The organism is Streptomyces sp. NPDC052910, from assembly GCF_055585605.1.
Genome location: NZ_JBVJJR010000003.1, coordinates 656,790 through 680,151 on the forward strand (window position 1 = coordinate 656,790; position 23,362 = coordinate 680,151).

Here is a 23,362-nt window from a genome sequence, read left to right on the forward strand (position 1 = left end):
AAACACCGAGCAGAGGCAGGGATCCATGCAGGCGATCGACGGCGTGGCGGAGCGTGAAGCGCTCCCCGGACTGCGGGAACGCAAGAAGCAGCGGACACGGAACACCCTGACGCGGTGCGCCCTGGAGCTCTTCGCCCGCCAGGGGTACGACGGCACCACCGTCGACGAGATCGCCGAGGCCGCCGACGTCTCCCAGCGCACCTTCTTCCGCTACTTCGCCAACAAGGAGGAGGTCGCGCTCGCCCTCCAGGAGGTGGAGGAGGCGGTGGCCCTCGCCGCGCTGGAGACCCGCCCGCCGGAGGAGCCGCCGCTCACGGCGATGTGCAACGCGGCCATGGCGACCTGGGACGCGATGGGCGGCGCCATCCAGGCCGTCGTCCCCCTCGAACTGCACCTGCACACCCAGCGCATGATCGAGTCGACTCCGCAGTTGCTGGCCGCCCGGCTGCGCCGGCTCGGCCACTTCGAGGACCGGCTGGCGGCGGAGATCGCCCGCCGCGAGGGCGTCGACCTGGCCGCCGACCCCCGGCCGCGGGTCCTGGTGGCCGCGTGCAGCGGGGTCCTGCGGGCGGCGTCCCGGGTCTGGGGCGAGAAGGAGGACGGCGACCTGGACGATCTGCTCCGTCTGGTCACGGACTACCTCGGCCTGCTCGGCCCGGCCCTGACGGACGACTGGCGGGGGCGGAGCGAGGCGCGGGACGGGGTGCGGCACCGGCCGGAGTGAGACGGCGGCCGGAACGCGGCACCGACGGCCGGAGTGCGCCGCCCGCCGGAGTGCGACGCCGGCCGCCGGAGTACGGCACCGGCCGGAGTGAGGCAGCGCACGTATGTCCAGCGTCACTCGCGATCAAACGTGATCCCTGTCACTGTCTTGGCGGACGCGCCGCCCTTTCTCCTAGGGTGGTCCGCGGTGACTTCCTTCCCGGGGCTCGGCTCCCCCTCCTCGCCGTGGACGAACACGGCCACGGTCTGGCGCGCGCTGCTGGCGCTCACCGTGGTCTTCGTCATGCTCGCCACGACCGGCTGGACGGCCGTCCGCGGCCGCGGCGCGGCCGACCCGCGCCGGGCGGCGCTCACCGCCTGGCTGCACGGCAGCATCGCCGGTCACCCGCTGCCCTCCCCGTACGCGGAACCGGGCGTGCTCGCCCGCTTCTTCGCCGCGCTCTCGGGCACCGACCGCGACCGGCTCGCCGACCGCTACCCCCTCGTCGTCGGCAACCTCAACGGCGCCCCGCTGTCCCTGCGGTACCGCGCCAACCGGGCGGCCCTCACCCAGGCCCGCACGGTCGAGGAACGCCGCACCCACGACAGCGGTCTCACCCCGGCCGGCCGCTACGAGGCCAAGCGGCGCATGCACCGCTTCGACTCGCTGCTCTCCCGCGGGCGGCAGGTCCTCGCCTTCGACCCCGGCGGCACCGGCCGGGTCGCGGAGGTCCTCGGCGACCTCGCCCACGCCGAGCGGGTCTCCGTCGTAGTGCCCGGTGTCGATACGAACGTCCTCACCTTCGAGAAGAGCGGACGTCCGTACGCCGCCCCCGCCGGAATGGCCGACGCCCTCTACACCACCGAGCGCAGCCTCCGCCCCGCCACCCGCACCGCGGTCATCGCCTGGGCCGACTACACCTCCCCCGCCGGGGTGGGGGTCGACGCGGCCACCGGCAAGCTCGCCGCCGAAGGGGCGCTGCGCCTGCGCGCCCTGGTACGCGGGCTGCCGGGCGACTCCTCCGTCTCCCTCTTCTGCCACAGCTACGGCTCGGTGGTGTGCGGCGTCGCCGCCCGCGACCTCGACCCCCGGGTCACCGACATCGCCGTGGCCGGCAGCCCCGGCATGCGCGCCCGACGCGTCTCCGAGCTGCACACCAGCGCCCGGATATGGGCCATGCGGGACGCCGACGACTGGATCAGGGACATCCCCCACCTGGAGGTCGGCGGCCTCGGGCACGGCGCCGACCCCGTCTCCTCCGGCTTCGGCGCCCGCCTGCTGTCCGCCGCCGACGCCGACGGCCACGCCGGCTACTTCGAGCCCGGCACCGTCAGCCTCGCCAACTTCGCCCGTCTCGGCACCGGGGACACCGGCGGAATCCGCTGCTCCCCGTCCGACACCGACTGTGCCGCCGGCACCGCCCCGCTCCGCTGACGCCCCGGGCCCGGCCGGGCCCGGCATGACGCGCGTAGCACCGGAGGGGGGACGCGCGGGCGGGCGCCGCATACGATGACCCGCATGGGTGATGTGCTGGCCGGTTTCCACACCGTCTGGGAGTTCGACACCGACTCCGTGCTCATCCGCTTCGAACGGGGGATCCGGACACCGAAGCTGCTCCAGGCGCTCGGTGAACGGCGCATCCCCTACGAGGCGCTCGCGGCGGTCGAACAGGGCCCCGGCAGACGCGGCACGGTGGTGCTGCGCGCCGTGCCCCGGCCCGGCGCCGATCCGCTGATGGACGCCGCCGACGGCCAGCTCAAGGAGGGCACCGACCCCTACCGGCTGGTCCTGCCGGCCGAGCGCGCCACCCTCGCCGAGTACTACGCCGACGAGATACGGGCGCTGCTCCCCGCACGCGCGGCCGAGCCCGTGGAACGCCCGCTCGTCGTCGCTCCCGAGCCGCCGCGCTCCTTCAAGGCGTACGACGGCCGCGCTTCCTTCGACGGCCGGACCGTCGCCTTCCGCTGGTTCTGGTCCGGCGCGACCTCCGCCAAGTGGAAGGCCGGCGACCAGCGCTTCTCCGTCGGCGAGCTCGCCGACGTCCAGTGGCGCTCGCCCGACCTCATGGGCGGCCACCTGCGGCTGGTCCTCCGCGACCCGGAGCGGTCCGCGGCGGGCCAGCCCGATCAGGACCCCGCGTCCGTGGTCTTCGGGATGGGGTACGGGCCCGTCCACGAATCACTGCCGTTCGCGGCGGCGGTACTCGACGCGGTACGGGCCGCTTCCTCCGGCATGCCCGCCCATCCCGCCTCGCCCGCGGCGGCGGCCCGGCCGGATCCGGGGGCGATCGCGGAGCGGATCCGGCATCTGGGGGATCTGCATTCGGCGGGGTTGCTGACGGATGACGAGTTCAGCGCGAAGAAGGCGGAGTTGCTGGCGGAGCTTTAGGGGTGCTTCCGGACCCCGGGCATCGCGGCTTCGCCGCGAGGTCCTCAAACGCCGGACGGGCTGGAGTGGGCGCCCCACCCGCCTCCCCTTACCCTGAGCAAGCCATGCCCAAAGCCTCGCTCCGCCCCCACCTCCCCTACGCCTTCACAGCTCTCCTCACCGCGATCCTCCTCCCGGTCACGGCCACGATCCTCCCGAACGACTACGGCGTACACCCGGGCCTCGCCCTGGTCTACGCGACGCTGGAGATCGGCCCCCTCCTCCTCGCCGTCCGCAGACCCCTCCCCGCCTGGGCGATCACCCTCACCGCCGCGACGGCATCCGCCCTGACCATCCCCCCGGGGGCGTCGCCGAACGGCGTCTGGCCCTGGCCCCCCACCCTTCTCGTCGGCTTCCTCCCGATGATGTTCTTCCTCGGCCTGCGCTCCCGCCCCCGCGCCATGCTGGCGGTCTGGGCCGCCTACACGGCCCTGAGCTACGGCTTCGACGCGTCGGACCCGCGGCGCAGCAACGGCAGTTGGCTGATCGTCACCCTGCTCGGCGGCACGCTGCTGCTGCTCGGCGCGGCGTTGCAGAGGAGCAAGCGGGCCGAGCGCGCCCTCGACGAGCAAGCGACGATCAGCGAGGCCGAACGGGCCCGCCGCACGCTGCTGGAGGAGCGCGCGCGGATCGCGCGCGAGCTGCACGACGTCGTCGCCCACCACATGTCGGTGATCACCGTGCAGGCGGACAGCGCCCCCTACCGCCTCGCCGGCCTGCCGCCGGAGGCCGCCGAGGAGTTCGGCACGATCGCCGCCACCGCGCGCGAGTCGCTGAGCGAGATGCGCCGGCTGCTGGGCGTGCTGCGCAGCGAGGACGCGGGGCAGGGCGGCGCGGAGCGGACTCCGCAGCCGGGCGTCGACCGGGTCGGGCAGCTCGTCGAGGCGACCGTCCGGGCCGGGCAGCCGGTGGAGCTCACGCTCGACAGGGAGGCGGCGCCGGAGTCGCTCCCCCAGGCCGTCGACCTGTCCGCGTACCGCATCGTCCAGGAGGCCCTGGCCAACGCGGTCCGGCACGCGCCGGGCGCCGACACCCGGGTGTCGGTCACGGCGGACGACGAGGGGCTGACCGTCCTCGTCGTCAACGCGCCCGCCGACCGCCCGCACGTCCCGCTGGAGACCACCGGCACCGGCCACGGCCTGGTCGGCATGCGCGAGCGGGTGCGCCTGGTCGGCGGCACCCTCGACACCGGCCCCCTGCCGGACGGCGGCTTCCGCGTGGCCGCCCGGCTGCCGTATACGGCGGACGTGCCCGCCCCCCTCACCGAACCGACAGCGAAGGAATCCCCGGCCGCATGACCATCAAGGTGATCATCGTCGACGACCAGGCGATGGTGCGGGCGGGCTTCGCCGCGCTGCTCGCCGCCCAGTCCGACATCGACGTGGTCGGGGACGCCCCCGACGGCGTCCGGGGCGTGGAGCTGAGCCGCACCGCGCACCCGGACGTGGTGCTGATGGACGTCCGCATGCCGGAGATGGACGGGCTGGAGGCCGCCCGCCGCCTCCTCGACCCCCCGGCCGGCGTCGTCCACCGCCCGAAGGTGCTGATGCTGACCACCTTCGACGTGGACGACTACGTCTACGAGGCGCTGCGCGCCGGCGCCTCGGGCTTCCTGCTCAAGGACGCGCCGCCGGCCGACCTCATCTCGGCGGTCCGCGTGGTGGCGGCCGGCGAGGCGCTGCTCGCGCCGTCGGTGACCCGCCGCCTCATCGCGGACTTCGCCCGGCAGCGGCCGGCCCCGCGCCGGGACCGCTCCCTGCGGCTGAAGGGGCTGACGCCGCGTGAGACGGAGGTGCTGGAGCTGATCGCCCGCGGGCTGTCCAACCAGGAGATCGCCGGGTCGCTGGTGCTGGCCGAGCAGACGGTGAAGACGCACATCGGCCGGGTGCTGGCCAAGCTGGGGCTGCGGGACCGGGCCCAGGCGGTGATCTTCGCCTACGAGTCGGGGCTGGTGAAGCCGGGGGCGGCGTAGCGGCTCTCGTCGGCCCGCCGGGCCTCCGCGTACCGGTCGATCTTGTGGTCGAGGACGTCGAGCGTGCTCCGCAGCTCGGCCATCCGCCGCCGGACGTCCTCCCGGTGCGCGCTCAGCAGCCGTTCGCGCTCGGCCACCGTGTGTTCGCCCTCGCGCACCAGCTCGGCGTAGCGGACCATGTCCGCCACCGGCATGCCGGTGAGCCGCAGCTTGCCGACCAGGTCCAGCCAGTCCAGGTCGCGGTCGGTGTACCGGCGCTGCCCGGTGTGGGAGCGGTCGACGTGCGGCATCAGCCCGATCCGCTCGTACCAGCGCAGCGTGTGGGCGGACAGTCCGGTGTACGCGGCCACCTCGCCGATCGTGTACCGGCCGCGTCCCCGGGGGCGGCGCCCGGTTTCGGCCGGTGTGGTGTCGATGACGGTCATACGGCTCCCCCTCGTGTACCAACGGTCCCTTCCGGCACCCTGTTCACCCCTGGGCAACGCCGAAGCGGTGCCCCACACTCCGCGCCCCCGGATCCTTGACGGAATCTTGGACCGGCGGAGCGCGTTAGGCTCGTGCTCATGGAGAGCCTGCGGAAGATCGAGAACTGGCCGGTGCCGACCGCCGCGGCGGCCGTCGTACGGGCCGACGGGACGGTGGCCGGGACGCACGGACCGACCGCGCACCGCTTCGCCCTGGCCTCGGTCACCAAACCGCTCGCCGCCTACGCCGCGCTGATCGCCGTCGAGGAGGGCGCGATCGAGCTCGACGAACCGGCCGGCCCCGCCGGGTCCACGGTCCGTCACCTCCTCGCACACACCTCCGGCCTGGCCTTCGACGAACACCGCCCGGCGGCCGAGCCCGGCACCCGGCGGCTCTACTCCAACGCCGGTTTCGAGGTACTCGGCGACCACATCGCCAAGGCGACGGACATCCCGTTCACCGACTACCTCCGCCAGGCGGTCCTGGAACCCCTCGGCATGACCGCCACCGATCTCCCCGGCTCCCCGGCCAAGGACGGCGTCTCCACGGTCGGCGATCTCTGCCGCTTCGCGGCGGAGTTGCAGGCGCCGCGACTGCTCTCCGGGGAGACGCTGGCCGAGGCGACGACGGTCGTCTTCCCCGGTCTGACCGGGGTCCTGCCCGGCTACGGGCATCAGCGGCCCAACGACTGGGGGTTGGGGTTCGAGCTGCGGGACGGGAAGTCGCCGCACTGGACGGGTGCCCGCAACTCGGCTCGTACGTACGGCCACTTCGGGCAGTCCGGGACGTTCCTGTGGGTCGACCCGGAGGCGGGGGCGGCGTGCATCGCCTTGACGGACCGGGACTTCGGGGCGTGGGCGGTGGAGGTGTGGCCGGCGTTGTCGGACGCGGTCCTGGCCGAGCTGGGTGGGAAGTAGCCCCAACCCCGCCCTTTCCCGTTTCTTGCAGGGGCTGCGCCCCCGCACCCCCGAAACCGCGCTTCGCGCGGTTGTCCTCAAGCGCCGGACGGGCTGTATCAGCCCGTCCGGCGCTTGAGGACAAGCGGCGAAGCCGCTTTCACGGGGTCCGGGGCAGAGCCCCGGGAATCGGCGAAGGGGAGGGACCGGGGCACCACACCAAAACCTCAGCCCCTCCCCCCACCGCAACCACATCCAACCCCGAAGCATCGCGCACGCGAGCCGCGTCCCCAGCCCCGAGCTCGTACTCCCCCACCCGCACAACCCCCCGCACCACGTGCGCGTACAGCCACTCCGCCGCAGGCAAGGCGACCCGCTCGCCGGCTCCCGGGCGCAGGACGTGCAGCGCGGCACCCGGCATGGCGCACACGATCCCGTCCGCCACCCCGCGCGTCACCCGGTACTGAGGCGTCCCGCCGGATTCGACCGGATCAAGCCACATCTGAACGAACCGCACCGGCACACCAGCCGCATTGCGCTCCACATGTCGCACACCGGCCCCCGCACTCAGCCACTGCACGTCACCGGGACGGACCGTCACGACATGCCCGGCCGAGTCCTCGTGCGTCAACTCCCCCTCCACCACCCACGTGACGATCTCCACGTCCCGGTGCGGATGCTCGTCGAACCCCGCACCCGGCGCGAGCGACTCCTCGTTGCAGGCGATCAGCGGGCCGAAGCGCACGTTGTCGGGGTCGTAGAAACCGGAGAAGGAGAACGCGTGCCGCGTCTCGATGCCGGCCTCCGGGTCGCCTCCGCGATACCGTTCCGCCGCCCGCCACACCTGGATCCGCGCGTCGATCATCGGGCTACGGTAGCCCGGCCGCCCCGAGGCGTACCCGAATAGGGCAGGCTTGTCCCCGTGCCTGAAACCGCCGCTCGCCCCCCGCATCCGCACAGCGCCACCCTGCGCAACCTGGAGAAGTCGTCCGGGACCCTGGCCGCCGCCGCCATCGCGAGGATGGACGCGCAGTTGCCGTGGTACCGGGCGATGCCGCCGGAGAACCGTTCGTGGATCGGGCTGGTGGCCCAGGCCGGTATCGCGGCCTTCACGGAGTGGTTCCGGCATCCGGAGACCCCGCAGGCGATCAGTACGGACGTCTTCGGGACCGCGCCCCGCGAGCTGACCCGGGCGATCACCCTGCGCCAGACCGTGGAGATGGTCCGGACGACGATCGAGGTCATGGAGTCGGCGATCGACGAGGTCGCCGCGCCGGGTGACGAGTCGGCGCTGCGGGAGGCGCTGCTCGTCTACGCCCGGGAGATCGCCTTCGCCACCGCTCAGGTGTACGCGCAGGCGGCGGAGGCGCGCGGCGCCTGGGACGCCCGGCTGGAGTCGCTGGTGGTCAACGCCGTGCTGTCGGGCGAGGCGGACGAGGGGGTGCTGTCCCGGGCGGCGGCGCTTGGCTGGAACTCGCCGGCGCATGTCGCGGTGGTGCTGGGGACGGCGCCGAACGGCGACAGCGAGCTGACCGTGGAGGCGATCCGGCGGGCGTCCCGGCATGCCAAGCTCCAGGTGCTGACCGGGGTGCTGGGCACCCGCCTGGTGGTGATCGCCGGGGGCAGCGACAACCCGTTGCAGGCGGCGAAGGCGCTGATCGGGCCGTTCGCCGCGGGCCCGGTGGTGGCCGGTCCTGTGGTTCCGGACCTGCTGGCGGCCACGCGGTCCGCGCAGGCCGCCGCCGCGGGCCTGAAGGCGTGCCAGGCCTGGCCGGACGCCCCCCGTCCGGTGCTCGCCGACGATCTCCTGCCGGAGCGGGCGATGGCCGGTGATCCTGTGGCGCGGGTGCAGTTGGTGGAGGAGATCTACAGACCGCTGGAGGAGGCGGGTTCCGCACTGCTGGAGACGCTGAGCGTCTACCTGGAACAGGCAAGCAGTCTGGAGGGTGCGGCGCGGATGCTGTTCGTCCACCCAAACACCGTGCGGTACCGGCTCCGACGTGTGACGGACGTCACCGGATGGTCGCCTTCCGACGTCCGTTCGGCCTTCACGCTGCGCATCGCGCTGATCCTGGGGCGTCTGGCCGACACGGAGTGACAGCCGTAGGCTTTTGTGGAACGTAAACAATTCCCCTGACGGTTCTTCGTCCCTGTCCCCACGGGTGGCCGAACCCGTCCACGAGAGAGAGTGTGAGGGTGCTCGTACTCGTCGCTCCCGGCCAGGGCGCTCAGACGCCCGGCTTCCTGACCCCCTGGCTCGACCTTCCCGGTGTCGCCGACCGCCTGCGGGGCTGGTCGGAGGCCATCGACCTGGACCTCGTCCACTACGGCACGAACGCCGGCGAGGAAGAGATCCGTGACACCGCCGTCGCCCAGCCGCTGCTGGTCGCCGCCGCGCTGGTGTCCGCGGGACAGCTCTTCCCCGGGCCCGACCTCACCGCCGCCGTCGCCCGGCAGGTGGGCGCCGCCGCCGGTCACAGCGTCGGCGAGCTCGCCGCCGCCGCGCTGACGGGCGTGCTGTCCGAGCGCGACGCCATGCTGCTGGTCCGCAAGCGCGGTCTGGCGATGGCCGAGGCCGCCGCGGTCACCGAGACCGGCATGTCGGCACTGCTGGGCGGGGAGGCCGACGTCGTCCTCCCGCATCTGGAGAAGCTCGGCCTGACCCCGGCGAACGTCAACGGCGCCGGTCAGATCGTCGCCGCCGGTACCATGGAACAACTGGCGGCGCTCGCCGCGGACAAGCCCGAGGGCACCCGCCGCGTGGTGCCGCTGAAGGTCGCGGGCGCCTTCCACACCGAGCACATGGCCCCGGCGGTCTCCGCCCTGGAGGCCGCGGCCCGCGAGCTGGAGCCGGCCGACCCGCGCACCCGCTACGTCTCCAACCGCGACGGAGCGGTGGTGACGGGCGGCGCCGAGGTCGTGGCGCGGCTGGTCGGCCAGGTGGCCAACCCGGTCCGCTGGGACCTGTGCATGGAGACCTTCAAGGAGCTGGGCGTCACGGCGATCATCGAAGCGGCCCCCGGCGGCACCCTGACGGGCATCGCCAAGCGGGCCCTGCCCGGTGTGAAGACGCTGGCCCTCAAGACGCCGGCGGATCTCGACGCCGCGCGTGAGCTGATCGCCGAGCACGCCGCCGCCGATTCCTCGGCCGCGTAAGGAGCCCCGGACATGACTGCCAAGATCAAGGCCGCCAAGGGCGCGCCGTACGCGCGCATCATGGGCGTCGGCGGCTACCGCCCGGTGCGCGTGGTGCCCAACGAGGAGATCCTCAAGCGCATCGACTCGTCGGACGAGTGGATCCGTTCCCGCTCCGGCATCGCCACCCGGCACTGGGCCGGCCCCGAGGAGACGGTGGCCACCATGTCGGTGGAGGCCGCGGGCAAGGCCATCGCCGCCGCCGGGATCACCCCGGAGCAGATCGGTGCCGTGCTGGTCTCGACCGTGTCGCACTTCAAGCAGACCCCGGCCATCGCCACCGAGATCGCCCACCGGATCGGCGCGGGCAAGCCGGCCGCCTTCGACATCTCCGCCGGCTGCGCGGGCTTCGGCTACGGCCTGACCATGGCCAAGGGCCTGGTCACGGACGGCTCGGCCGAGTACGTACTGGTCATCGGCGTCGAGCGGCTGTCGGACCTGACGGACCTGGACGACCGTTCCACCGCGTTCCTGTTCGGCGACGGCGCCGGCGCCGTGATCGTGGGCCCGGCCCAGGAGCCGGCCATCGGCCCGACGGTGTGGGGCTCGGAGGGCGACAAGTCGGAGACCATCCGGCAGAACCTGCCGTGGGACGTCTACCGCGAGAGCTCCGAGGTCCGTACCGAGGTGCGTTTCCCGGCCATCACGCAGGAGGGCCAGGCGGTGTTCCGCTGGGCCGTCTTCGAGATGGCGAAGATCGCCCAGCAGGCGCTGGACGAGGCCGGGATCACCGCCGACGACCTGGACGTCTTCATTCCGCACCAGGCGAACATGCGGATCATCGATTCGATGGTCAAAACGCTGAAGCTGCCGGAGAATGTCGTGGTCGCCCGGGATGTGGAGACCACCGGGAACACCTCGGCGGCCTCCATTCCGCTGGCCATGGAGCGTCTCCTGGCCACCGGAGCGGCGAAGAGCGGCGACACCGCGCTGCTCATCGGCTTCGGGGCGGGTCTCGTGTTCGCCGCGACGGTCGTTACCCTCCCCTAGGCGAGATCCGCACGGAACGGCACCAGCCGACCACGGTGCGGGAGCTCTCCACAGCAGTTCCCTGAGCAGTTTTTCCAGAACCACCGCACAATTAAAAGGAGCGCCACCATGGCCGCCACGCAGGAAGAGATCCTCAAGGGCCTCGCCGAGATCGTCAACGAGATCGCCGGCATCCCGGTCGAGGACGTCAAGCTGGACAAGTCCTTCACCGACGACCTGGACGTCGACTCGCTCTCCATGGTCGAGGTCGTCGTCGCCGCCGAGGAGCGCTTCGACGTGAAGATCCCCGACGAGGACGTCAAGAACCTCAAGACGGTCGGTGACGCGGCCGACTACATCGCCAAGCACCAGGCCTGATCCCGCGTTCGTCGCCACCCCGGCGGGTGGCGTTTCCAGCACTTCTATTCGTGGAGACAGAATTCCTGTGAACTCGACCAATCGCACCGTGGTCGTCACCGGTATCGGCGCAACCACACCGCTGGGTGGCGACAGCGCGTCTACCTGGGAAGGACTGCTCGCCGGTCGCTCCGGCGTGAAGTCCCTGGAGGGCGAGCGGTTCGCCGACCTCCCGGTCCGCATCGCCGCCACGGCGGCGGTGGACCCCTCGGAGGTCCTCCCCCGCCCCCTCACCCGCAAGCTCGACCGGTCGGCGCAGTTCGCGCTGATCGCGGCCCGCGAGGCCTGGGCCGACGCGGGCTACACCGCCCGGGCCGGTGACGACGCGGCCATCGCCCCCGAGCGGCTGGGCGCGGTCATCGCCTCCGGCATCGGCGGCGTGCAGACCCTGCTCGACCAGTACGACGTGCTCAAGGAGAAGGGCGCCCGCCGCGTCTCCCCGCACACGGTGCCGATGCTGATGCCCAACAGCCCGTCCGCCAACGTCGGCCTGGAGGTGAACGCCCAGGCGGGCGTGCACACCCCGGTCAGCGCCTGCGCGTCCGGCGCCGAGGCCATCGGCTACGCCGTGGAGATGATCCGCACCGGCCGCGCCGACGTGGTCGTCGCGGGCGGCACCGAGGCGGCCATCCACCCGCTGCCCGTCGCGGCCTTCGCCAGCATGATGGCGATGTCCAAGAACAACGACGAGCCGGAGAAGGCCTCCCGCCCCTACGACAAGGACCGGGACGGCTTCGTCCTGGGCGAGGGCGCCGGCGTCGTCGTCCTGGAGTCGGCCGAGCACGCGGCCCGCCGCGGCGCCCGCGTCTACTGCGAGATCCTGGGCCAGGGCCTGTCCGCGGACAGCCACCACATCGCGCAGCCCGAGCCCACCGGCCGGGGCATCGCCGCGGCGCTCCGGGGCCTGCTGGACTCCAGCGACCTCAAGCCGTCCGAGGTGATGCACCTCAACGCGCACGCCACCTCGACCCCGCAGGGCGACCTCGCGGAGATCAAGGCGCTGCGCAAGGTGCTGGGCCACGACCTCGACCACGTCGCGGTCTCCGCCACCAAGTCGATGACCGGTCACCTGCTGGGCGGCGCGGGCGGTGTCGAGACGGTCGCGACCGTCCTCGCGCTGTACCACCGGGTCGCCCCGCCGACCATCAACGTCGACGAGCTGGACGGCGAGATCGACGCGGACATCGTCCGCGGCGAGCCCCGCGAGCTGCCCGAGGGCACCATCGCGGCGATCAACAACTCGTTCGGTTTCGGCGGCCACAACGTGGTGCTCGCCCTGCGGACGGTCTGACGCCCGCCTGCCGCGCGCTCCTGACGCACGAGGGCCCGCCCGGTCGTTCATCGACCGGGCGGGCCCTCGGCGTTCACCGCTCCCGCGGTTCCTCGAAGCTCGCGAAGTACGACGCCGCCATGTCCTCGTCGCCGTGCCCCTGTTCGACGGCCCGCCGGAAGCGCTCCGCGCCGGCCGCCGCGACGTCGAGCCGTACGCCGGCCCGCTCGCCGGCGGCCACGATGAGCCGGGCGTCCTTCTCGGCGGTGGTGGTCGCGAAGCTCGGCGGGGTGAGACCGCCGTCGAGCAGCAGGGCGGACTTGGCCCGCAGATAGCCCATGTCCAGCGGGCCGCCCTCGACGGCCGCCAGGAAGTCGCGGGCGTCCACGCCCAGCCCCTCGGCGAGCGCCAGTGCCTCGGCGGCGCCGTGCGTGACGGTCAGCACCCAACTGTTGAGCACCAGCTTGAGCCGGGAGGCGCTGCCCGCGGCGCCGTCCTCGCCCGTCCACACCGTCCGCGTGCCCACGGCGTCCAGGACGGGGGCGAGCGCGGGGCGGACGGCGGCGGGCCCGGCGGCGAGGACGGTGAGTTCGCCCTTCTCGGCCGGCGCCCGGGTGCCCAGGACCGGGGCGTCCACGAGGACGACGCCGTGCTCGTCGGCGAGGGCCGCGAACGCGTCGAGGACGTCGAGGCCCGCGGTGGTCGACTGGAGCCACACCGCGCCCCGCCGCAGCCCGGGGGCGGCCCGGCGCATGACGTCCAGGACGGCCGCGCCGTCGTACAGCATGGTGAGGACGGTGCCGGCGTCCCGGACGGCGTCGGCGGGGGTGGCGGCGATCCGGACCCCGTCGGCGGCGAGCGGTTCGGCCTTGGCGGGGTCGCGGTTCCAGGCCCGGACGTCGAGGCCCGCGCGGGCGAGGTTGCGGGCCATGGCGGCGCCCATGATGCCGGTGCCGAGGACGGCGACGGAAGCGGTGTGGGTCATGCCGGAACCGTACGGGCTGGAGCGCGCTCGAAGGCAAGTCCGCCGGTCACACCACCTGGTGCAGCCACCGCACGGGGGCGCCCTCGCCCGCGTGGCGGAAGGGTTCCAGTTCGTCGTCCCAGGGCTTGCCAAGGAGGCCGGCCACCTCGGTGGCCAGGTCGGTCTCGCCGCGCTGGGCCCGGCCGAGGGCGGCGCGGAGGCGGTCCTCGGGGACCAGGATGTCGCCGTGGACGCCGGTGACCGCGTGGAAGACGCCCAGGTCGGGGGTGGAGCTGTAGCGCTCGCCCTCGGTGCCGGCGGCGGGGTCGGAGGTCACCTCGAAGCGCAGCAGGTGCCAGCCGCGGAGGGCGGAGGCGAGGCGGGAGGCAGTGCCGGGGCGGCCCTGCCAGGAGAACTCGGTGCGCCAGGTGCCGGGGGCGGCGGGCTGCCGGATCCAGTCGAGGGTGACGCGGGCGCCGAGCACCCCTTCGACGGCCCACTCGACGTGGGGGCAGAGCGCGCGCGGCGCGGAGTGCACGTAGAGAACGCCACGTGTCGTCACCGGGACCTCCAGTGCGGTTCGAGGTTCGCCTTCCTCAGCGGCCTCGCGTCCGTACCGGTCCCGCCCGGGGCGGCACCGGACGGTTCCGTCCCCATGGCCCCTCCCGCACCAGCTCGCGAGGTTACCAACAGTAAACACCATAGGGGGCAATTTTCCGGAAAGGGACAGGATGTGACGTGTTGTGATCCGGCGCAGTGGTGGTGCGGACAGGACCCGTAAGGCCTCGGTCACTCCCGGGAGGAACCCCGCGCGCCGCCGGGACGCCGGCCGGGTGACGTACCGTCGGTCCAGTACACCTGTCACCCGGCCGGAGGGGGAAGACGATGCGCATCGGCACCGACCGCCCGTCGCGGGCCGCCGCCGCGGCGCTCACGGCGGTGGCCGCGCTGACCGCGGGGCTGCTCACCGCGGGCTGTGACGACCGGGCTCCGGGCGCGGCGGCGGAGCGCCCGGCGGCGAAGCCGAGAGCGAGCGCGGGGCCCGTCTGGAACACCCGGCCCGACTCCCTGGCCTCCCTCGGCGACTCGATCACCCGGGGGTACGACGCCTGCCGGCTGCTCAAGGACTGCCCGGAGGTCTCCTGGGCCACCGGCACCGAGGTGGACAGCCTGGCGGCCCGGCTGCTGCCCTCGCCGGAGACCCGGAGCTGGAACTTCGCCCGGACCGGCGCGCGGATGGCGGACCTCCCCCGCCAGGTGCGCGCGGCCGTCCCGCACCGGCCGCAGTTGGTGACGGTGCTGCTCGGGGCGAACGACGCCTGCCGGGCCGACGTGGCCGAGATGACGCCGGTGAAGGACTTCCGGGCCGACTTCGAGAGGTCGCTCAAGGAGCTCCGCCGGTCGCTGCCGAAGACCCAGGTCTATGTGGCGAGCGTCCCCGACCTCAAACGGCTGTGGTCGGAGGGGAGCAAGAGTCCGCTGGGCAAGCAGGTGTGGAAGCTGGGCATCTGCCCGTCGATGCTGCGGGACTCCGAGCTGGTGGACGCCCCCACCCGCGAGCGGCGGGAGAAGGTGGAGCGGCGGGTGACGGAGTACAACGCCGCCCTGGAGGACGTCTGCCGCCGTGACCTGCTCTGCCGCTACGACGGGGGCTCGGTGCACTCCTACGGCTTCACCGGCGCGGACCTCAGCCACTGGGACTGGTTCCACCCCAGCAAGGAGGGGCAGCGGCGGCTCGCCGAGCTCGCCTACCGGCGGATCACGGCCGGGGGCCGCTGACGCCCGGTCCGCGGCGGAAGGGCGGGCGGGGGCGGCGTCCGTCAGGTGACACCGCCCCCACCCGTTCCGCACGGTAGCGGATGATCGCCGTTCGCAGGGCCAACTCGCGCGTGTGGTACGTGTGTTCGTGGGTCATTCGGTGCTGTCGCGGTGGGCGCGCAGGCCGACGTCGAAGACGCCTTCCCAGTCCGTCAGCTCCTCGACGAGCGGGTGGGCGGGCTTGCGTCCCTCCAGCCCCAGCACCACCTCGGCCTCCCGCCCCTTCCCCTTGCCCCTGCCGTTCTCGCCGTCCCGGGACTCGGAGTGGATGTGCACGTCGGTGACCCGGAACCCCTGGCTGGTGCAGAGCTCCAGCACCCGCCCGAGGACCCCGCGCCGCGTCCGGTAGGAGAGCAGCAGCTCGAACCGCTCGACCGTGGGGACCGCCGTCAGCCGCCGGGTGAGCAGCGGGAAGCCGCGTACGACGAGGAAGTGCACCACGGTGGCGGCGGCGCCGAGCAGGGGCAGCCCGCCGCCGCAGGCCATGCCGACGGCGCAGGTGAGCCATATCGTCGCGGCGGTGGTCAGACCGCGGACCGCGTCACGGCGGACGAAGATCAGGCCGCCGCCGATGAAGCCGATGCCGGAGACGATCTGCGCGGCGACCCGCGAACCGTCGAAGGCCGAGCCGGCCAGGCCGTTCGCCGGGCCGAAACCGTGCAGGGAGACCTCCACGAAGAGGGCGCTGCCCACCCCGACCAGGGTGTGGGTGCGCAGTCCCGCGCTCTTCTGCTGGAGCTCGCGTTCGAGGCCGATGAGGGAGGAGAGGAGCAGGGCGAGGCCCAGTTCGGTGAACTGCCGGGCGCCCTGTCCGGCGCCCGTGCCGAACAGCGCGGACGCCCAGGAGTGACCGGAGGGGCCGGGGGATACAAGGGGGTGTGCTGCGATGAACTCGGCTGTGTTCATGCGTCATTGTGGCCTGAAAGCAGTCGGTGGGGGGCCTGAATCCTTCGGTGGGACGGGTGGCGGGGCCACCCCTTCCGCGATGTGGACAACGCTGATTTCATACGGCCCCATGAGACTCACCACGCTCGCACCGCGTCTTCCGGGCGCCGCCCTCGTCGCCTCCGCGCTGGCCCTGTCCTGCCTCGCCGCTCCCCTGGCGACCGCCGCCCCCACGCCCGTACGGCCGACGCGGGAGGAGAGCCGGCTGGACGGGCGGGTGCCCCAGGAGATCCTGCGGCGCTCCGGTTTCGACGGGGCGGCCGGCGACCTCGCCGGGGCGCTGGCCCGCGCCCGGACGCCCGGGCAGGCCGAACGGGCGGCGGCCGACGCCGGCCACCGGCTCTGGCGGCGCGCGGTGGACCGGGCCCAGGGCCGCGGCCCCGCGGCCGGCGACCTGCCCCGCGACGACGACCGGCCGCTGTACTGGGCACGGCTGAGCCTCACCCGCGAACTACGGGCCTGGAAGCCGGGGTTCACGCTGTCCGACGAGCGGCGCGCGGCCCTGCTGGACGCGCTGGAGCGCGGCTCGCGCGGCCAGGACTCGATCGACTTCCCGGCGGGCCACCAGGTCAAGCGGGTGCTGGTCACCGGCTTCGACCCGTTCCGGCTCGACGACGACACCCGCCGCTCCAACCCGTCGGGCGCGGCGGCGCTCGCGCTGGACGGCACCGTGATCGACACCCCGGCGGGCCCGGCCCGGGTGGAGGCGGCCGTCTTCCCGGTGCGCTGGGAGGACTTCGCGCGGGGCACGGTGGAGCGGACGCTGCTCCCCCACTTCCGGCCGGGGCCGCGCCGGGTGGACCTGTTCACCACCATCAGCCAGGGCCGCCCGGACCGCTTCGACGTGGAGCGGACCAACGGCGCCTGGCGCGGCGGCGCCACGGACAACGAGCGGCTCACGGGCGGCCCCGGCCCGGTGCCCATACCCGCCGGGATCCCCACCGTGCGCCCGCAGCCGCAGTGGACGCGGACCACGCTGCCGTACACCGCGCTGACCTCGGCGGCCACCGGCCCGTTCCCGGTGTACGACAACACCGCGGTCACCGAGGTCCCGGCCGGTGCGGACACACCCGTCGAGCGGCCGGACGGGCCGACGCCGGGTTCGGCGGCGCGCGAGGGCGGCGGGGGCGACTACCTGTCCAACGAGATCGCGTACCGGGCGACGCTGCTGCGCGACGCCACCCGCCTCGCCGTGCCGGGCGGCCATCTGCACACACCGGTGCTGCGGTTCGGCGCGGACAACCGGTCACCGGCGGGGAGCGTCACGGACCCGGAGTTCGAGCGAGACCGGCAGCGGATCACCGCGCAGGTCAGGTCGCTGCTCGGGGTGGCCGCGGGGACGCTCCGGCGGTCATGATGAGCGCATGATCATCGCAAGCGCGCAGTTCACGGCCCGGCCGGGCGACATCGGGGCCAACGTCGAGACCATGGCCGGGCTGGTCCGCGAGGCGGCCGGGCGGGGTGCCGCGCTGGTGGCCTTCCCCGAGCTGGCCGCCAGCGGCTACGAGTTGGCCGCGATCACCGCCGACCCCGGCCGGCTCGCCCTGGAGCCGGCCGACCCCCGGCTCGGCCCGCTCCGCGCGGCCTGCCGGGAGACCGGCACGGCGGCCGTCGTCAACTGCGCCGGAAGCCCCCGTCAGGCCGGTTCCGGGCCGACGATCAGCGCGTTCGTGTACGGGCCCGACGGCACGCCGCTCGTCCGCTACGACAAGCGGCACGTGACGGAGAAGGAGGCCGCGGCCGGTTTCGCGGCGGGCGCGGAGGACGGCCGGTTCGTGCTGGACGGCGTCCGGATCGGCCTCGCGATCTGCTACGACGTCGACTTCCCCGATGTCGGCGCCCGGGCGGCGGCGGACGGTTGCGCGCTGCTGGTGGCCACCTCGCTGTACGGGAGCGAGGGCGGCCGGGACGAGCGGGAGCGCCTCTTCCCGGCGCTGGCCCGGGACACCGGGATGTACGTGCTGCTCGCCAACCACGTGGGCCCGGCCGGCGGTTACGTCGGCTGCGGCGGCAGCGGGGTGTGGGGGCCGGACGGCGGTCTCCTCGCCGGGGCGCCGGAGGCGGCGTCGGGCGTGGTGACGGCGGACGTGCCGCTCTGACGGCGTCCGGCCCCCGCGCCGGGCGTCAGCGGACGGAGAGCGCGACCTCGATGTTGCCGCGGGTGGCGTTGGAGTACGGGCACACCTGGTGCGCCTTCTCGACCAGCGCGAGGGCGGTGGCCTCGTCCACGTTCGGGATGTGCGCCGAGATGGCGACCTTCAGGCCGAAGCCGCCCTCGGGGGTCTTGCCGATGCCGACCTCGGCGGTGACGGTCGAGCCGGAGATGTCGGCCTTCTCCTGGCGGGCGACGACGCCCAGCGCGCCCTGGAAGCAGGCGCTGTAACCGGCGGCGAAGAGCTGCTCGGGGTTGGTGCCCGCGCCGCTGCCGCCCAGCTCCTTCGGCGGGTTGACGACGACGTCGAGCTTGCCGTCGCTGCTGGCGACGCGGCCGTCACGGCCGTTCTCGGCGGTGGCGACGGCGGTGTAGGCGACGTCGACGGGCTGGATGCTCATGGGGTGCTCCTGGTGTCCGAGGGTCTCTGAGGGAAAGGGAGTCAGCCGGCGAGGGAGACGATCATCTTGCCGGTGTTCTCGCCGCGCAGCATGCCCAGGAAGGCGTCGGCGGTGTTCTCGATGCCGTGGACGACGGTCTCGTCCCGCTTGAGGGCGCCGGACCGGATCCAGCCGCCGACCTCCTGGAAGAACTGCGGGCGGAGGTGGCCGTGATCCATGACGATCATGCCCTGGAGGCGCAGCCGGTTCTGGATCATCAGGGCGAGGTTGCGCGGGCCGGGCGCCGGCTCGGTGGCGTTGTACTGCGAGATGGCGCCGCAGAGGGTGGCGCGGCCGTGCAGCTTGAGGGCGCCGATGGCCGCCTCCAGGTGCTCGCCGCCCACGTTGTCGAAGTAGACGTCGATGCCGTCGGGCGCGGCCTTCGCGAGCTGCTCGGCGACCGGGCCGTTCTTGTAGTTGAAGGCGGCGTCGAAGCCGTACTCCTCGACGAGGCGGCGCACCTTCTCGTCCGAGCCGGCGCTGCCGATGACCCGGGAGGCGCCCTTGAGCTTGGCGATCTGACCGACCTGGCTGCCGACGGCGCCGGCCGCGCCGGAGACGAAGACGGCGTCGCCCTCCTTGAAGGAGGCGACCTCCAGCAGCCCCGCGTAGGCGGTCATGCCCGGCATGCCGAGCGCGCCGAGGTAGGCGGAGAGCGGTACGTCGCCGGCGTCGGCCTTGACGGCGTACTTGGCGTCGAGGACGGCGTGCTCGCGCCAGCCGAGGTCGTGCAGGACGTGGTCGCCGACGGCGAAGCCCTCGGCGCGCGAGGCGACGACCTCGCCGACCGCGCCGCCGGTCATCGGCTTGTCCAGCGCGAAGGGCTCGACGTAGGTCTTCTTGCCGGTCATCCGGCCGCGCATGTACGGGTCGACCGACAGGTGCAGGTTGCGGACCGCGATCTGGCCCTCGGCGGGCTCGGCGAGCGGCGTCTCGCGGAGGTCGAAGTCGGCGGGGGTGGGGGTGCCCTTGGGGTAGGAGACGAGGTGCCAGGCGCGGGTGGTGCCGGGGAGCGGTGCGGACATCGGAAGGACCTCCTGCGTTGTTTCAGGTACTGAAACAATAGTTGACCTAGATATTTTAGGTTGTCAAGCAACTGGGTACTCTTCTTCCATGGCCCCGCCGACACCCCGCCCCGACCCCGTGACGATCGAGGTCGTCGAGCTCATCGCGACCGTCGTCACGCGCTACCACGAGGAGTACGACGCGGCGGCCGGCCGGCACGCGCTCACCGGCGCCCAGGCCCGCCTCCTCGCCCTCCTGTCCCGGGAACCGCTGCCCATGCGCCGGATCGCCCGCAAGCTGAAGTGCGAGCCGTCCAACGTCACCGGCATCGTCGACCGCCTCGCCGCCCGCGGCCTGGTCGAGCGCCGGCCCGACCCGGCCGACCGCCGCGTCAAACTGGCCGCCGTCACCGAGGACGGCCGGGAGACCGCGCGGCAACTGCGCGAGGAGCTGGACTTCGCCCGGGAGCCACTGGCCGGGCTCTCCGGGGACGAGCGACGGCACCTGCGCGACCTGCTGCGCCGCGTGGTGGGCGAGATCCCGGACGACGACGGCGAGGAGGCGCCCTGAGACCTCGGGACGGGCCGCGTACGGCCCCACCCACCGCACCCGCCGCACCCACGCCCACGGCACGATGGGCCCATGGACGCGACCCCCGGCCCCACGCCGCCCTTCACCCCCCTGGACTTCCAGCTCGTCCTGCTGCGCCGGATGGCCGACCACCAGCCCGGCCTGGTCGAGGACGCCCTGCGGGAGCTGAACACCGGCCGCGCCGCCCTGCGGGAGGCCAACCGGCGGTGGCAGGCCATGCTGCGCTCGCCCCGGCGGCGCGGCGCCGGCGCCCGCTACCGCGCCGTCCTCGGCCCGCCCGAGACCGTCACCGAGCGCCGGATCGGCGACCTCACCGCCGAGGCCGCGGCCTGGCCGGTGCCGCTCTGGCCGGACCTGCGGTTCGAGGTGCTCACCGCGCCGGGCGGCGCGGTCTGGAACGAGTGGCTGGTCCGGGCGCCCGGCGCCCCCTCCCCCGTCCCGCGCACCATCGAGGAGCTGCGGCCCTGGTCGTGCACGGTGGACGAGGTGGCCCGCGCCTTCGCCCCGGCCCGCCCGATGGAGGGCACGGCCCCGACCCGCTGGCAGCTCGCCTTCACCGCCCCCGACGCGTCCGGCGCGCGGCGCGAGCACGTGGCCGAGTTCACCTGGGGGCTCTACCAGCGGCTGGTGCGCTGACCCCGGCGTCTCCTCCTTTCGGACGAGGCGGCCGGCGGCGGACCCGGCCGTTTACCCGAGGCGGGCCCCCGCGCGGCGTCCGTAGCGTGGGCGCGTCCCCTGTTCCCGTCCCGGACGGAACCCCATGGCTCCCTCCCTCTGGCCGCATCGCACCACCCTGGCCCGGACCGCGCTGGTCCTGGCCGCCCTCGTGCTGCCGGTGGCCCTGCTGACCGGGCTGACCGGCTGCTCCTGGGGCGGGATCGACGACTCCAAGGCCGTCACCGCCCCGGCCTCCCCCGCCGAACCGCAGCGGGTGCGGATCCCCTCCCTCGGCGTGGACAGCCCCCTGATCCGCCTCGGCACCGACCGGGACACCGGCCGCCCGGTGCGGCAGCCGCCGCGGGACCACAGCGGCACCGCGGGCTGGTGCACCGGCAGCGCCCTGCCCGGCCGGCCCGGCACCGCCGTCCTCGTCGGGCACCGGGAGGACGGCGACGGGGGCGGCGGCGGGGCCGGGGTCTTCCGGAAGCTCGGCACCCTGCGCGAGGGCGCGGTGGTGGAGGTCGAACGCGGCGACGGCGCGGTCCTGCGGTTCACCGTGACGGCCGTCCGCACCCTCGACCGCGACGCCGCCTTCGCCACCCGGAAGGAACCGGCGACGGCCCCCGCCGAACGGGCCCTGCGCCTCGTCACCTGCGCGGGCGCCGACCCGGGCGGCCGGGACGAACACCGTGCCCTCGTCGTGGACGCGGTATTGCGGTCGTGACGGCCGGGGGCGGGCCACCGCGTTCGGGAGGGCCGACGGATTATGAGTCCGCTGCTCCCACCGGGCGGCCGGCCCGTGCGCCGGGGGTCAGCCGAGCTCGGCCGAGAGGGTGATCGTCGTCCCGGCGAGCGCCTGGCTGACCGGGCAGTTCTTCTTGGCGTCCTCGGCCGCCGCGGCGAAGCCCTCCTCGTCCAGACCGGGCACCTCGCCGCGGACCCACAGGTGGATGCCGGTGATGCCCTCGCCCGGCTGGAAGGTGACGTCGGCCTTGGTCTCCAGGCGGGTGGGCGGGGTGCCCGCGCCGGTCAGGCCGTGCGAGAGCGCCATGCTGAAGCAACTGGAGTGGGCGGCGGCGATCAGCTCCTCCGGGCTGGTCTTCCCGTTGGCCTGCTCCGCGCGGGAAGGCCAGGAGACCGGCTGCGAGCCGATGCCGGAGGAGTCGAAGGTGACGGTGCCGCTGCCGTTGAGCAGCTCGCCCTCCCAGACGGTGTGCGCGGTGCGGGTGGTGGCCATGGCGGTCCTCCAGGGGTGTGACGGATGCCGGGGGCACCGGCGGTCGGTGTCCCCGGTACACGGCGGAACGATCGGACGGTACGGCCGTACGGCCATCGGGGCGACGCCCCGGTCGATCATCCGGTTCCGTTCCCCGGCCGCACCGCTCCGACACGCCCCTCCGGAGCCGGTGTGTTCCAGGCCACCAGAGCGGGCCGCCCGTGCTCGGTGCCGATCCGGCTGACGGTCGCGGTGTCCAGCCGGAACAGCGCGCCGGCCGACGGCGGCAGCCCGAGCCTGCGGGCCGTCAGCACCCGCAGGAAGTGGGCGTGGGCGACGAGGACGACATCCCCGTCGTCCGCCGCCAGCCAGGGCTCGATCCGGGCCAGCACCCGGTCGGCGCGGGCGCCCACCTCGGCGGGCGTCTCGCCGGGGTGCCCGTCCGGGCCGGGGATGACGCCGTCGTCGAAGAGGAACCAGTCCGGGCGTTCCTTGTGGATCTCGGCGGTGGTGATCCCCTCGTAACCGCCGTAGTCCCATTCCCGCAGCTCGGGTTCGATCCGTACGCCGCGCAGCCCGGCCAGTTCCGCGGTGCGCAGCGCGCGGGCGCGCGGGCTGGCCAGGACGTGGCCTATGGTCCGCTCCGCGAGCAGCGGGCGGAGCGCCGCCGCCTGCCGTTCGCCGCGGGCAGTCAGCGGGAGGTCGGTCCAACTGGTGTGGAGGCCGTCGCGGCTCCACTCGGTCTCGCCGTGCCGGACGAGGAGGAGCTCACTCACCGTCCCGCCCGCTCTCCTTCTGCTCGCGCGCCACGGCGGCGCGCACCTCGTCCATGTCGAGGGCGCGGGCCTGCCGGATGACGTCCTCCAGCGCGGCCTCGGGGAGCGCCCCGGGCTGAGCGTAGACGGCGATGTTGTCGCGCACGATCATCAGGGTGGGGATCGACGTGATCTCGAAGGCGGCGGCCAGTTCCGGCTGGGCCTCCGTGTCGACCTTGCCGAACAGCAGGTCCTCGTGGCGCCCGGCCACCCGCTCGTAGACCGGGGCGAACTGCCGGCAGGGCCCGCACCAGGCGGCCCAGAAGTCGATCAGAACGAACCCGTGGTCCGAGACCGTCCCGTCGAAGTTCTCCTTGGTCAGCTCCACGGTGCTGCTCATGCGCGTCTACCCGCTTCCCTTCGGTCGGCCCGGTGAGGGGCCCGGCGATCGGCCCGGTGGGGGCCCGGCAGCGGTAACCCGGTACCGGTGCGCCCTATTCCG

Annotated in this window: 27 protein-coding genes; 17 read left to right on the plus strand and 10 right to left on the minus strand. The window is 73.8% G+C overall.

Annotated features, from left to right (window positions below):
• The first annotated feature begins 25 nt into the window (after positions 1-25).
• The 5 genes from ACZ6X9_RS13920 (at position 26) to ACZ6X9_RS13940 (ending at position 5,102) form a co-directional block, all read left to right on the plus strand.
• A complete protein-coding gene (locus tag ACZ6X9_RS13920; protein WP_469778214.1) occupies positions 26-724 on the plus strand; it encodes a TetR family transcriptional regulator in 699 nt (232 codons plus the stop codon).
• A 186-nt stretch (positions 725-910) separates the two neighbouring features.
• Positions 911-2,137, plus strand: a complete 1,227-nt coding sequence (locus tag ACZ6X9_RS13925; RefSeq protein WP_469778215.1) for an alpha/beta hydrolase — start codon at positions 911-913, stop codon at positions 2,135-2,137.
• Between the two features lie 84 nt (positions 2,138-2,221).
• Entirely contained in the window at positions 2,222-3,091 is an 870-nt protein-coding gene (locus ACZ6X9_RS13930; protein WP_469778216.1) for a DUF4429 domain-containing protein, read from the plus strand.
• A 104-nt stretch (positions 3,092-3,195) separates the two neighbouring features.
• Positions 3,196-4,428, plus strand: coding sequence for a sensor histidine kinase (locus tag ACZ6X9_RS13935; protein ID WP_469778217.1), 1,233 nt, complete (start codon positions 3,196-3,198; stop codon positions 4,426-4,428).
• Positions 4,425-5,102 carry a response regulator gene (locus ACZ6X9_RS13940; RefSeq protein ID WP_469778218.1) on the plus strand — a complete coding sequence of 226 codons (678 nt, stop codon included), beginning with the start codon at positions 4,425-4,427 and terminating at the stop codon, positions 5,100-5,102. Before ACZ6X9_RS13935 ends, ACZ6X9_RS13940 begins: the two co-directional genes overlap by 4 nt.
• On the opposite strand, the gene ACZ6X9_RS13945 is transcribed toward ACZ6X9_RS13940, so the two are convergent.
• Positions 5,066-5,527: a MerR family transcriptional regulator gene (locus ACZ6X9_RS13945; protein WP_469778219.1), complete on the minus strand. Its 462-nt coding sequence runs from the start codon at positions 5,525-5,527 to the stop codon at positions 5,066-5,068. The two genes, ACZ6X9_RS13940 and ACZ6X9_RS13945, sit on opposite strands and share 37 nt — an antisense overlap.
• A 138-nt stretch (positions 5,528-5,665) precedes the next feature.
• Between ACZ6X9_RS13945 and ACZ6X9_RS13950 the strand changes: the two genes are divergently transcribed.
• Positions 5,666-6,484 (plus strand): serine hydrolase domain-containing protein, encoded by an 819-nt coding sequence (locus ACZ6X9_RS13950; protein WP_469778220.1) that lies wholly within the window; start codon positions 5,666-5,668, stop codon positions 6,482-6,484.
• Between the two features lie 139 nt (positions 6,485-6,623).
• On the opposite strand, the gene ACZ6X9_RS13955 is transcribed toward ACZ6X9_RS13950, so the two are convergent.
• Positions 6,624-7,328, minus strand: a complete 705-nt coding sequence (locus ACZ6X9_RS13955) for a pirin family protein (RefSeq protein ID WP_469778221.1) — start codon at positions 7,326-7,328, stop codon at positions 6,624-6,626.
• A gap of 57 nt (positions 7,329-7,385) precedes the next feature.
• Between ACZ6X9_RS13955 and ACZ6X9_RS13960 the strand changes: the two genes are divergently transcribed.
• The 5 genes from ACZ6X9_RS13960 to fabF all read left to right on the plus strand — a co-directional run bounded on the left by ACZ6X9_RS13960 (position 7,386) and on the right by fabF (position 12,335).
• Positions 7,386-8,561: a PucR family transcriptional regulator gene (locus ACZ6X9_RS13960; protein ID WP_469778222.1), complete on the plus strand. Its 1,176-nt coding sequence runs from the start codon at positions 7,386-7,388 to the stop codon at positions 8,559-8,561.
• Positions 8,562-8,659: 98 nt separating this feature from the next.
• Positions 8,660-9,619: an ACP S-malonyltransferase gene (locus tag ACZ6X9_RS13965; RefSeq protein ID WP_469778223.1), complete on the plus strand. Its 960-nt coding sequence runs from the start codon at positions 8,660-8,662 to the stop codon at positions 9,617-9,619.
• Between the two features lie 12 nt (positions 9,620-9,631).
• Positions 9,632-10,648 (plus strand): beta-ketoacyl-ACP synthase 3, encoded by a 1,017-nt coding sequence (locus ACZ6X9_RS13970; protein ID WP_469778224.1) that lies wholly within the window; start codon positions 9,632-9,634, stop codon positions 10,646-10,648.
• Positions 10,649-10,756: 108 nt separating this feature from the next.
• Positions 10,757-11,005, plus strand: a complete 249-nt coding sequence (locus ACZ6X9_RS13975) for an acyl carrier protein (RefSeq protein WP_469778225.1) — start codon at positions 10,757-10,759, stop codon at positions 11,003-11,005.
• Between the two features lie 67 nt (positions 11,006-11,072).
• On the plus strand, positions 11,073-12,335 hold the full coding sequence (gene fabF, locus ACZ6X9_RS13980) for a beta-ketoacyl-ACP synthase II (RefSeq protein ID WP_469778226.1): 1,263 nt from the start codon (positions 11,073-11,075) through the stop codon (positions 12,333-12,335).
• 73 nt (positions 12,336-12,408) lie between these two features.
• Here fabF and ACZ6X9_RS13985 read toward each other — a convergent pair whose 3' ends face one another.
• Both ACZ6X9_RS13985 and ACZ6X9_RS13990 read right to left on the minus strand, forming a co-directional pair.
• Positions 12,409-13,299 (minus strand): NAD(P)-dependent oxidoreductase, encoded by an 891-nt coding sequence (locus ACZ6X9_RS13985; protein ID WP_469778227.1) that lies wholly within the window; start codon positions 13,297-13,299, stop codon positions 12,409-12,411.
• 46 nt (positions 13,300-13,345) lie between these two features.
• Complete coding sequence (locus ACZ6X9_RS13990; protein WP_469778228.1) at positions 13,346-13,840, minus strand: DUF3145 domain-containing protein; 495 nt, start codon at positions 13,838-13,840, stop codon at positions 13,346-13,348.
• Positions 13,841-14,163: 323 nt separating this feature from the next.
• Here ACZ6X9_RS13990 and ACZ6X9_RS13995 point away from each other — a divergent pair, with 323 nt between their 5' ends.
• Positions 14,164-15,057 carry an SGNH/GDSL hydrolase family protein gene (locus tag ACZ6X9_RS13995; protein WP_469778229.1) on the plus strand — a complete coding sequence of 298 codons (894 nt, stop codon included), beginning with the start codon at positions 14,164-14,166 and terminating at the stop codon, positions 15,055-15,057.
• Between the two features lie 132 nt (positions 15,058-15,189).
• Here the strand turns inward: ACZ6X9_RS13995 and ACZ6X9_RS14000 are convergent, their stop codons facing one another.
• Positions 15,190-16,002, minus strand: a complete 813-nt coding sequence (locus tag ACZ6X9_RS14000) for an MgtC/SapB family protein (protein WP_469778230.1) — start codon at positions 16,000-16,002, stop codon at positions 15,190-15,192.
• Positions 16,003-16,111: 109 nt separating this feature from the next.
• Here ACZ6X9_RS14000 and ACZ6X9_RS14005 point away from each other — a divergent pair, with 109 nt between their 5' ends.
• Together ACZ6X9_RS14005 and ACZ6X9_RS14010 are read left to right on the plus strand one after the other, a co-directional pair.
• Positions 16,112-17,398, plus strand: a complete 1,287-nt coding sequence (locus ACZ6X9_RS14005) for a pyroglutamyl-peptidase I (protein ID WP_469778231.1) — start codon at positions 16,112-16,114, stop codon at positions 17,396-17,398.
• 7 nt (positions 17,399-17,405) lie between these two features.
• The gene (locus ACZ6X9_RS14010; RefSeq protein WP_469778232.1) at positions 17,406-18,140 is read left to right on the plus strand and encodes a carbon-nitrogen hydrolase family protein; all 735 of its coding nucleotides are present in this window, start codon (positions 17,406-17,408) and stop codon (positions 18,138-18,140) included.
• A gap of 25 nt (positions 18,141-18,165) precedes the next feature.
• Here the strand turns inward: ACZ6X9_RS14010 and ACZ6X9_RS14015 are convergent, their stop codons facing one another.
• Together ACZ6X9_RS14015 and ACZ6X9_RS14020 are read right to left on the minus strand one after the other, a co-directional pair.
• On the minus strand, positions 18,166-18,594 hold the full coding sequence (locus tag ACZ6X9_RS14015; RefSeq protein WP_469778233.1) for an organic hydroperoxide resistance protein: 429 nt from the start codon (positions 18,592-18,594) through the stop codon (positions 18,166-18,168).
• A gap of 41 nt (positions 18,595-18,635) precedes the next feature.
• Complete coding sequence (locus ACZ6X9_RS14020) at positions 18,636-19,658, minus strand: NADP-dependent oxidoreductase (RefSeq protein WP_469778234.1); 1,023 nt, start codon at positions 19,656-19,658, stop codon at positions 18,636-18,638.
• 88 nt (positions 19,659-19,746) lie between these two features.
• Between ACZ6X9_RS14020 and ACZ6X9_RS14025 the strand changes: the two genes are divergently transcribed.
• The 3 genes from ACZ6X9_RS14025 to ACZ6X9_RS14035 all read left to right on the plus strand — a co-directional run bounded on the left by ACZ6X9_RS14025 (position 19,747) and on the right by ACZ6X9_RS14035 (position 21,613).
• The gene (locus ACZ6X9_RS14025; RefSeq protein WP_469778235.1) at positions 19,747-20,208 is read left to right on the plus strand and encodes a MarR family winged helix-turn-helix transcriptional regulator; all 462 of its coding nucleotides are present in this window, start codon (positions 19,747-19,749) and stop codon (positions 20,206-20,208) included.
• 72 nt (positions 20,209-20,280) lie between these two features.
• Positions 20,281-20,865 carry a hypothetical protein gene (locus ACZ6X9_RS14030; protein ID WP_469778236.1) on the plus strand — a complete coding sequence of 195 codons (585 nt, stop codon included), beginning with the start codon at positions 20,281-20,283 and terminating at the stop codon, positions 20,863-20,865.
• Between the two features lie 124 nt (positions 20,866-20,989).
• Positions 20,990-21,613 carry a sortase domain-containing protein gene (locus ACZ6X9_RS14035; RefSeq protein WP_469778237.1) on the plus strand — a complete coding sequence of 208 codons (624 nt, stop codon included), beginning with the start codon at positions 20,990-20,992 and terminating at the stop codon, positions 21,611-21,613.
• Positions 21,614-21,700: 87 nt separating this feature from the next.
• Here ACZ6X9_RS14035 and ACZ6X9_RS14040 read toward each other — a convergent pair whose 3' ends face one another.
• The 3 genes from ACZ6X9_RS14040 to ACZ6X9_RS14050 form a co-directional block, all read right to left on the minus strand.
• Positions 21,701-22,126 (minus strand): OsmC family protein, encoded by a 426-nt coding sequence (locus tag ACZ6X9_RS14040; protein WP_469778238.1) that lies wholly within the window; start codon positions 22,124-22,126, stop codon positions 21,701-21,703.
• A gap of 116 nt (positions 22,127-22,242) precedes the next feature.
• Positions 22,243-22,881 (minus strand): histidine phosphatase family protein, encoded by a 639-nt coding sequence (locus tag ACZ6X9_RS14045; RefSeq protein ID WP_469778239.1) that lies wholly within the window; start codon positions 22,879-22,881, stop codon positions 22,243-22,245.
• Positions 22,874-23,260 (minus strand): thioredoxin family protein, encoded by a 387-nt coding sequence (locus tag ACZ6X9_RS14050; RefSeq protein ID WP_469778240.1) that lies wholly within the window; start codon positions 23,258-23,260, stop codon positions 22,874-22,876. The genes ACZ6X9_RS14045 and ACZ6X9_RS14050 overlap by 8 nt, the downstream gene beginning before the upstream one ends.
• Positions 23,261-23,362: the final 102 nt, after the last annotated feature.

Excerpts from the sequence above, each read along its gene's own strand:
- ACZ6X9_RS14025 (WP_469778235.1), top strand. The coding sequence starts at position 19,747 with ATGGCCCCGCCGACACCCCGCCCCGACCCCGTGACGATCGAGGTCGTC.
- ACZ6X9_RS14005 (WP_469778231.1), top strand. The coding sequence starts at position 16,112 with ATGAGACTCACCACGCTCGCACCGCGTCTTCCGGGCGCCGCCCTCGTC.
- ACZ6X9_RS13940 (WP_469778218.1), top strand. The coding sequence starts at position 4,425 with ATGACCATCAAGGTGATCATCGTCGACGACCAGGCGATGGTGCGGGCG.
- ACZ6X9_RS13920 (WP_469778214.1), top strand. The coding sequence starts at position 26 with ATGCAGGCGATCGACGGCGTGGCGGAGCGTGAAGCGCTCCCCGGACTG.
- ACZ6X9_RS14015 (WP_469778233.1), bottom strand. The coding sequence starts at position 18,594 with ATGAGCATCCAGCCCGTCGACGTCGCCTACACCGCCGTCGCCACCGCC.
- ACZ6X9_RS14040 (WP_469778238.1), bottom strand. The coding sequence starts at position 22,126 with ATGGCCACCACCCGCACCGCGCACACCGTCTGGGAGGGCGAGCTGCTC.
- ACZ6X9_RS14020 (WP_469778234.1), bottom strand. The coding sequence starts at position 19,658 with ATGTCCGCACCGCTCCCCGGCACCACCCGCGCCTGGCACCTCGTCTCC.
- ACZ6X9_RS13945 (WP_469778219.1), bottom strand. The coding sequence starts at position 5,527 with ATGACCGTCATCGACACCACACCGGCCGAAACCGGGCGCCGCCCCCGG.
- ACZ6X9_RS13930 (WP_469778216.1), top strand. The coding sequence starts at position 2,222 with ATGGGTGATGTGCTGGCCGGTTTCCACACCGTCTGGGAGTTCGACACC.
- ACZ6X9_RS13950 (WP_469778220.1), top strand. The coding sequence starts at position 5,666 with ATGGAGAGCCTGCGGAAGATCGAGAACTGGCCGGTGCCGACCGCCGCG.
- ACZ6X9_RS13935 (WP_469778217.1), top strand. The coding sequence starts at position 3,196 with ATGCCCAAAGCCTCGCTCCGCCCCCACCTCCCCTACGCCTTCACAGCT.
- ACZ6X9_RS13985 (WP_469778227.1), bottom strand. The coding sequence starts at position 13,299 with ATGACCCACACCGCTTCCGTCGCCGTCCTCGGCACCGGCATCATGGGC.
- ACZ6X9_RS14000 (WP_469778230.1), bottom strand. The coding sequence starts at position 16,002 with ATGAACACAGCCGAGTTCATCGCAGCACACCCCCTTGTATCCCCCGGC.
- ACZ6X9_RS14030 (WP_469778236.1), top strand. The coding sequence starts at position 20,281 with ATGGACGCGACCCCCGGCCCCACGCCGCCCTTCACCCCCCTGGACTTC.
- ACZ6X9_RS13975 (WP_469778225.1), top strand. The coding sequence starts at position 10,757 with ATGGCCGCCACGCAGGAAGAGATCCTCAAGGGCCTCGCCGAGATCGTC.
- ACZ6X9_RS13970 (WP_469778224.1), top strand. The coding sequence starts at position 9,632 with ATGACTGCCAAGATCAAGGCCGCCAAGGGCGCGCCGTACGCGCGCATC.
- ACZ6X9_RS13995 (WP_469778229.1), top strand. The coding sequence starts at position 14,164 with ATGCGCATCGGCACCGACCGCCCGTCGCGGGCCGCCGCCGCGGCGCTC.
- ACZ6X9_RS14050 (WP_469778240.1), bottom strand. The coding sequence starts at position 23,260 with ATGAGCAGCACCGTGGAGCTGACCAAGGAGAACTTCGACGGGACGGTC.
- ACZ6X9_RS13955 (WP_469778221.1), bottom strand. The coding sequence starts at position 7,328 with ATGATCGACGCGCGGATCCAGGTGTGGCGGGCGGCGGAACGGTATCGC.
- ACZ6X9_RS14010 (WP_469778232.1), top strand. The coding sequence starts at position 17,406 with ATGATCATCGCAAGCGCGCAGTTCACGGCCCGGCCGGGCGACATCGGG.
- ACZ6X9_RS14035 (WP_469778237.1), top strand. The coding sequence starts at position 20,990 with ATGGCTCCCTCCCTCTGGCCGCATCGCACCACCCTGGCCCGGACCGCG.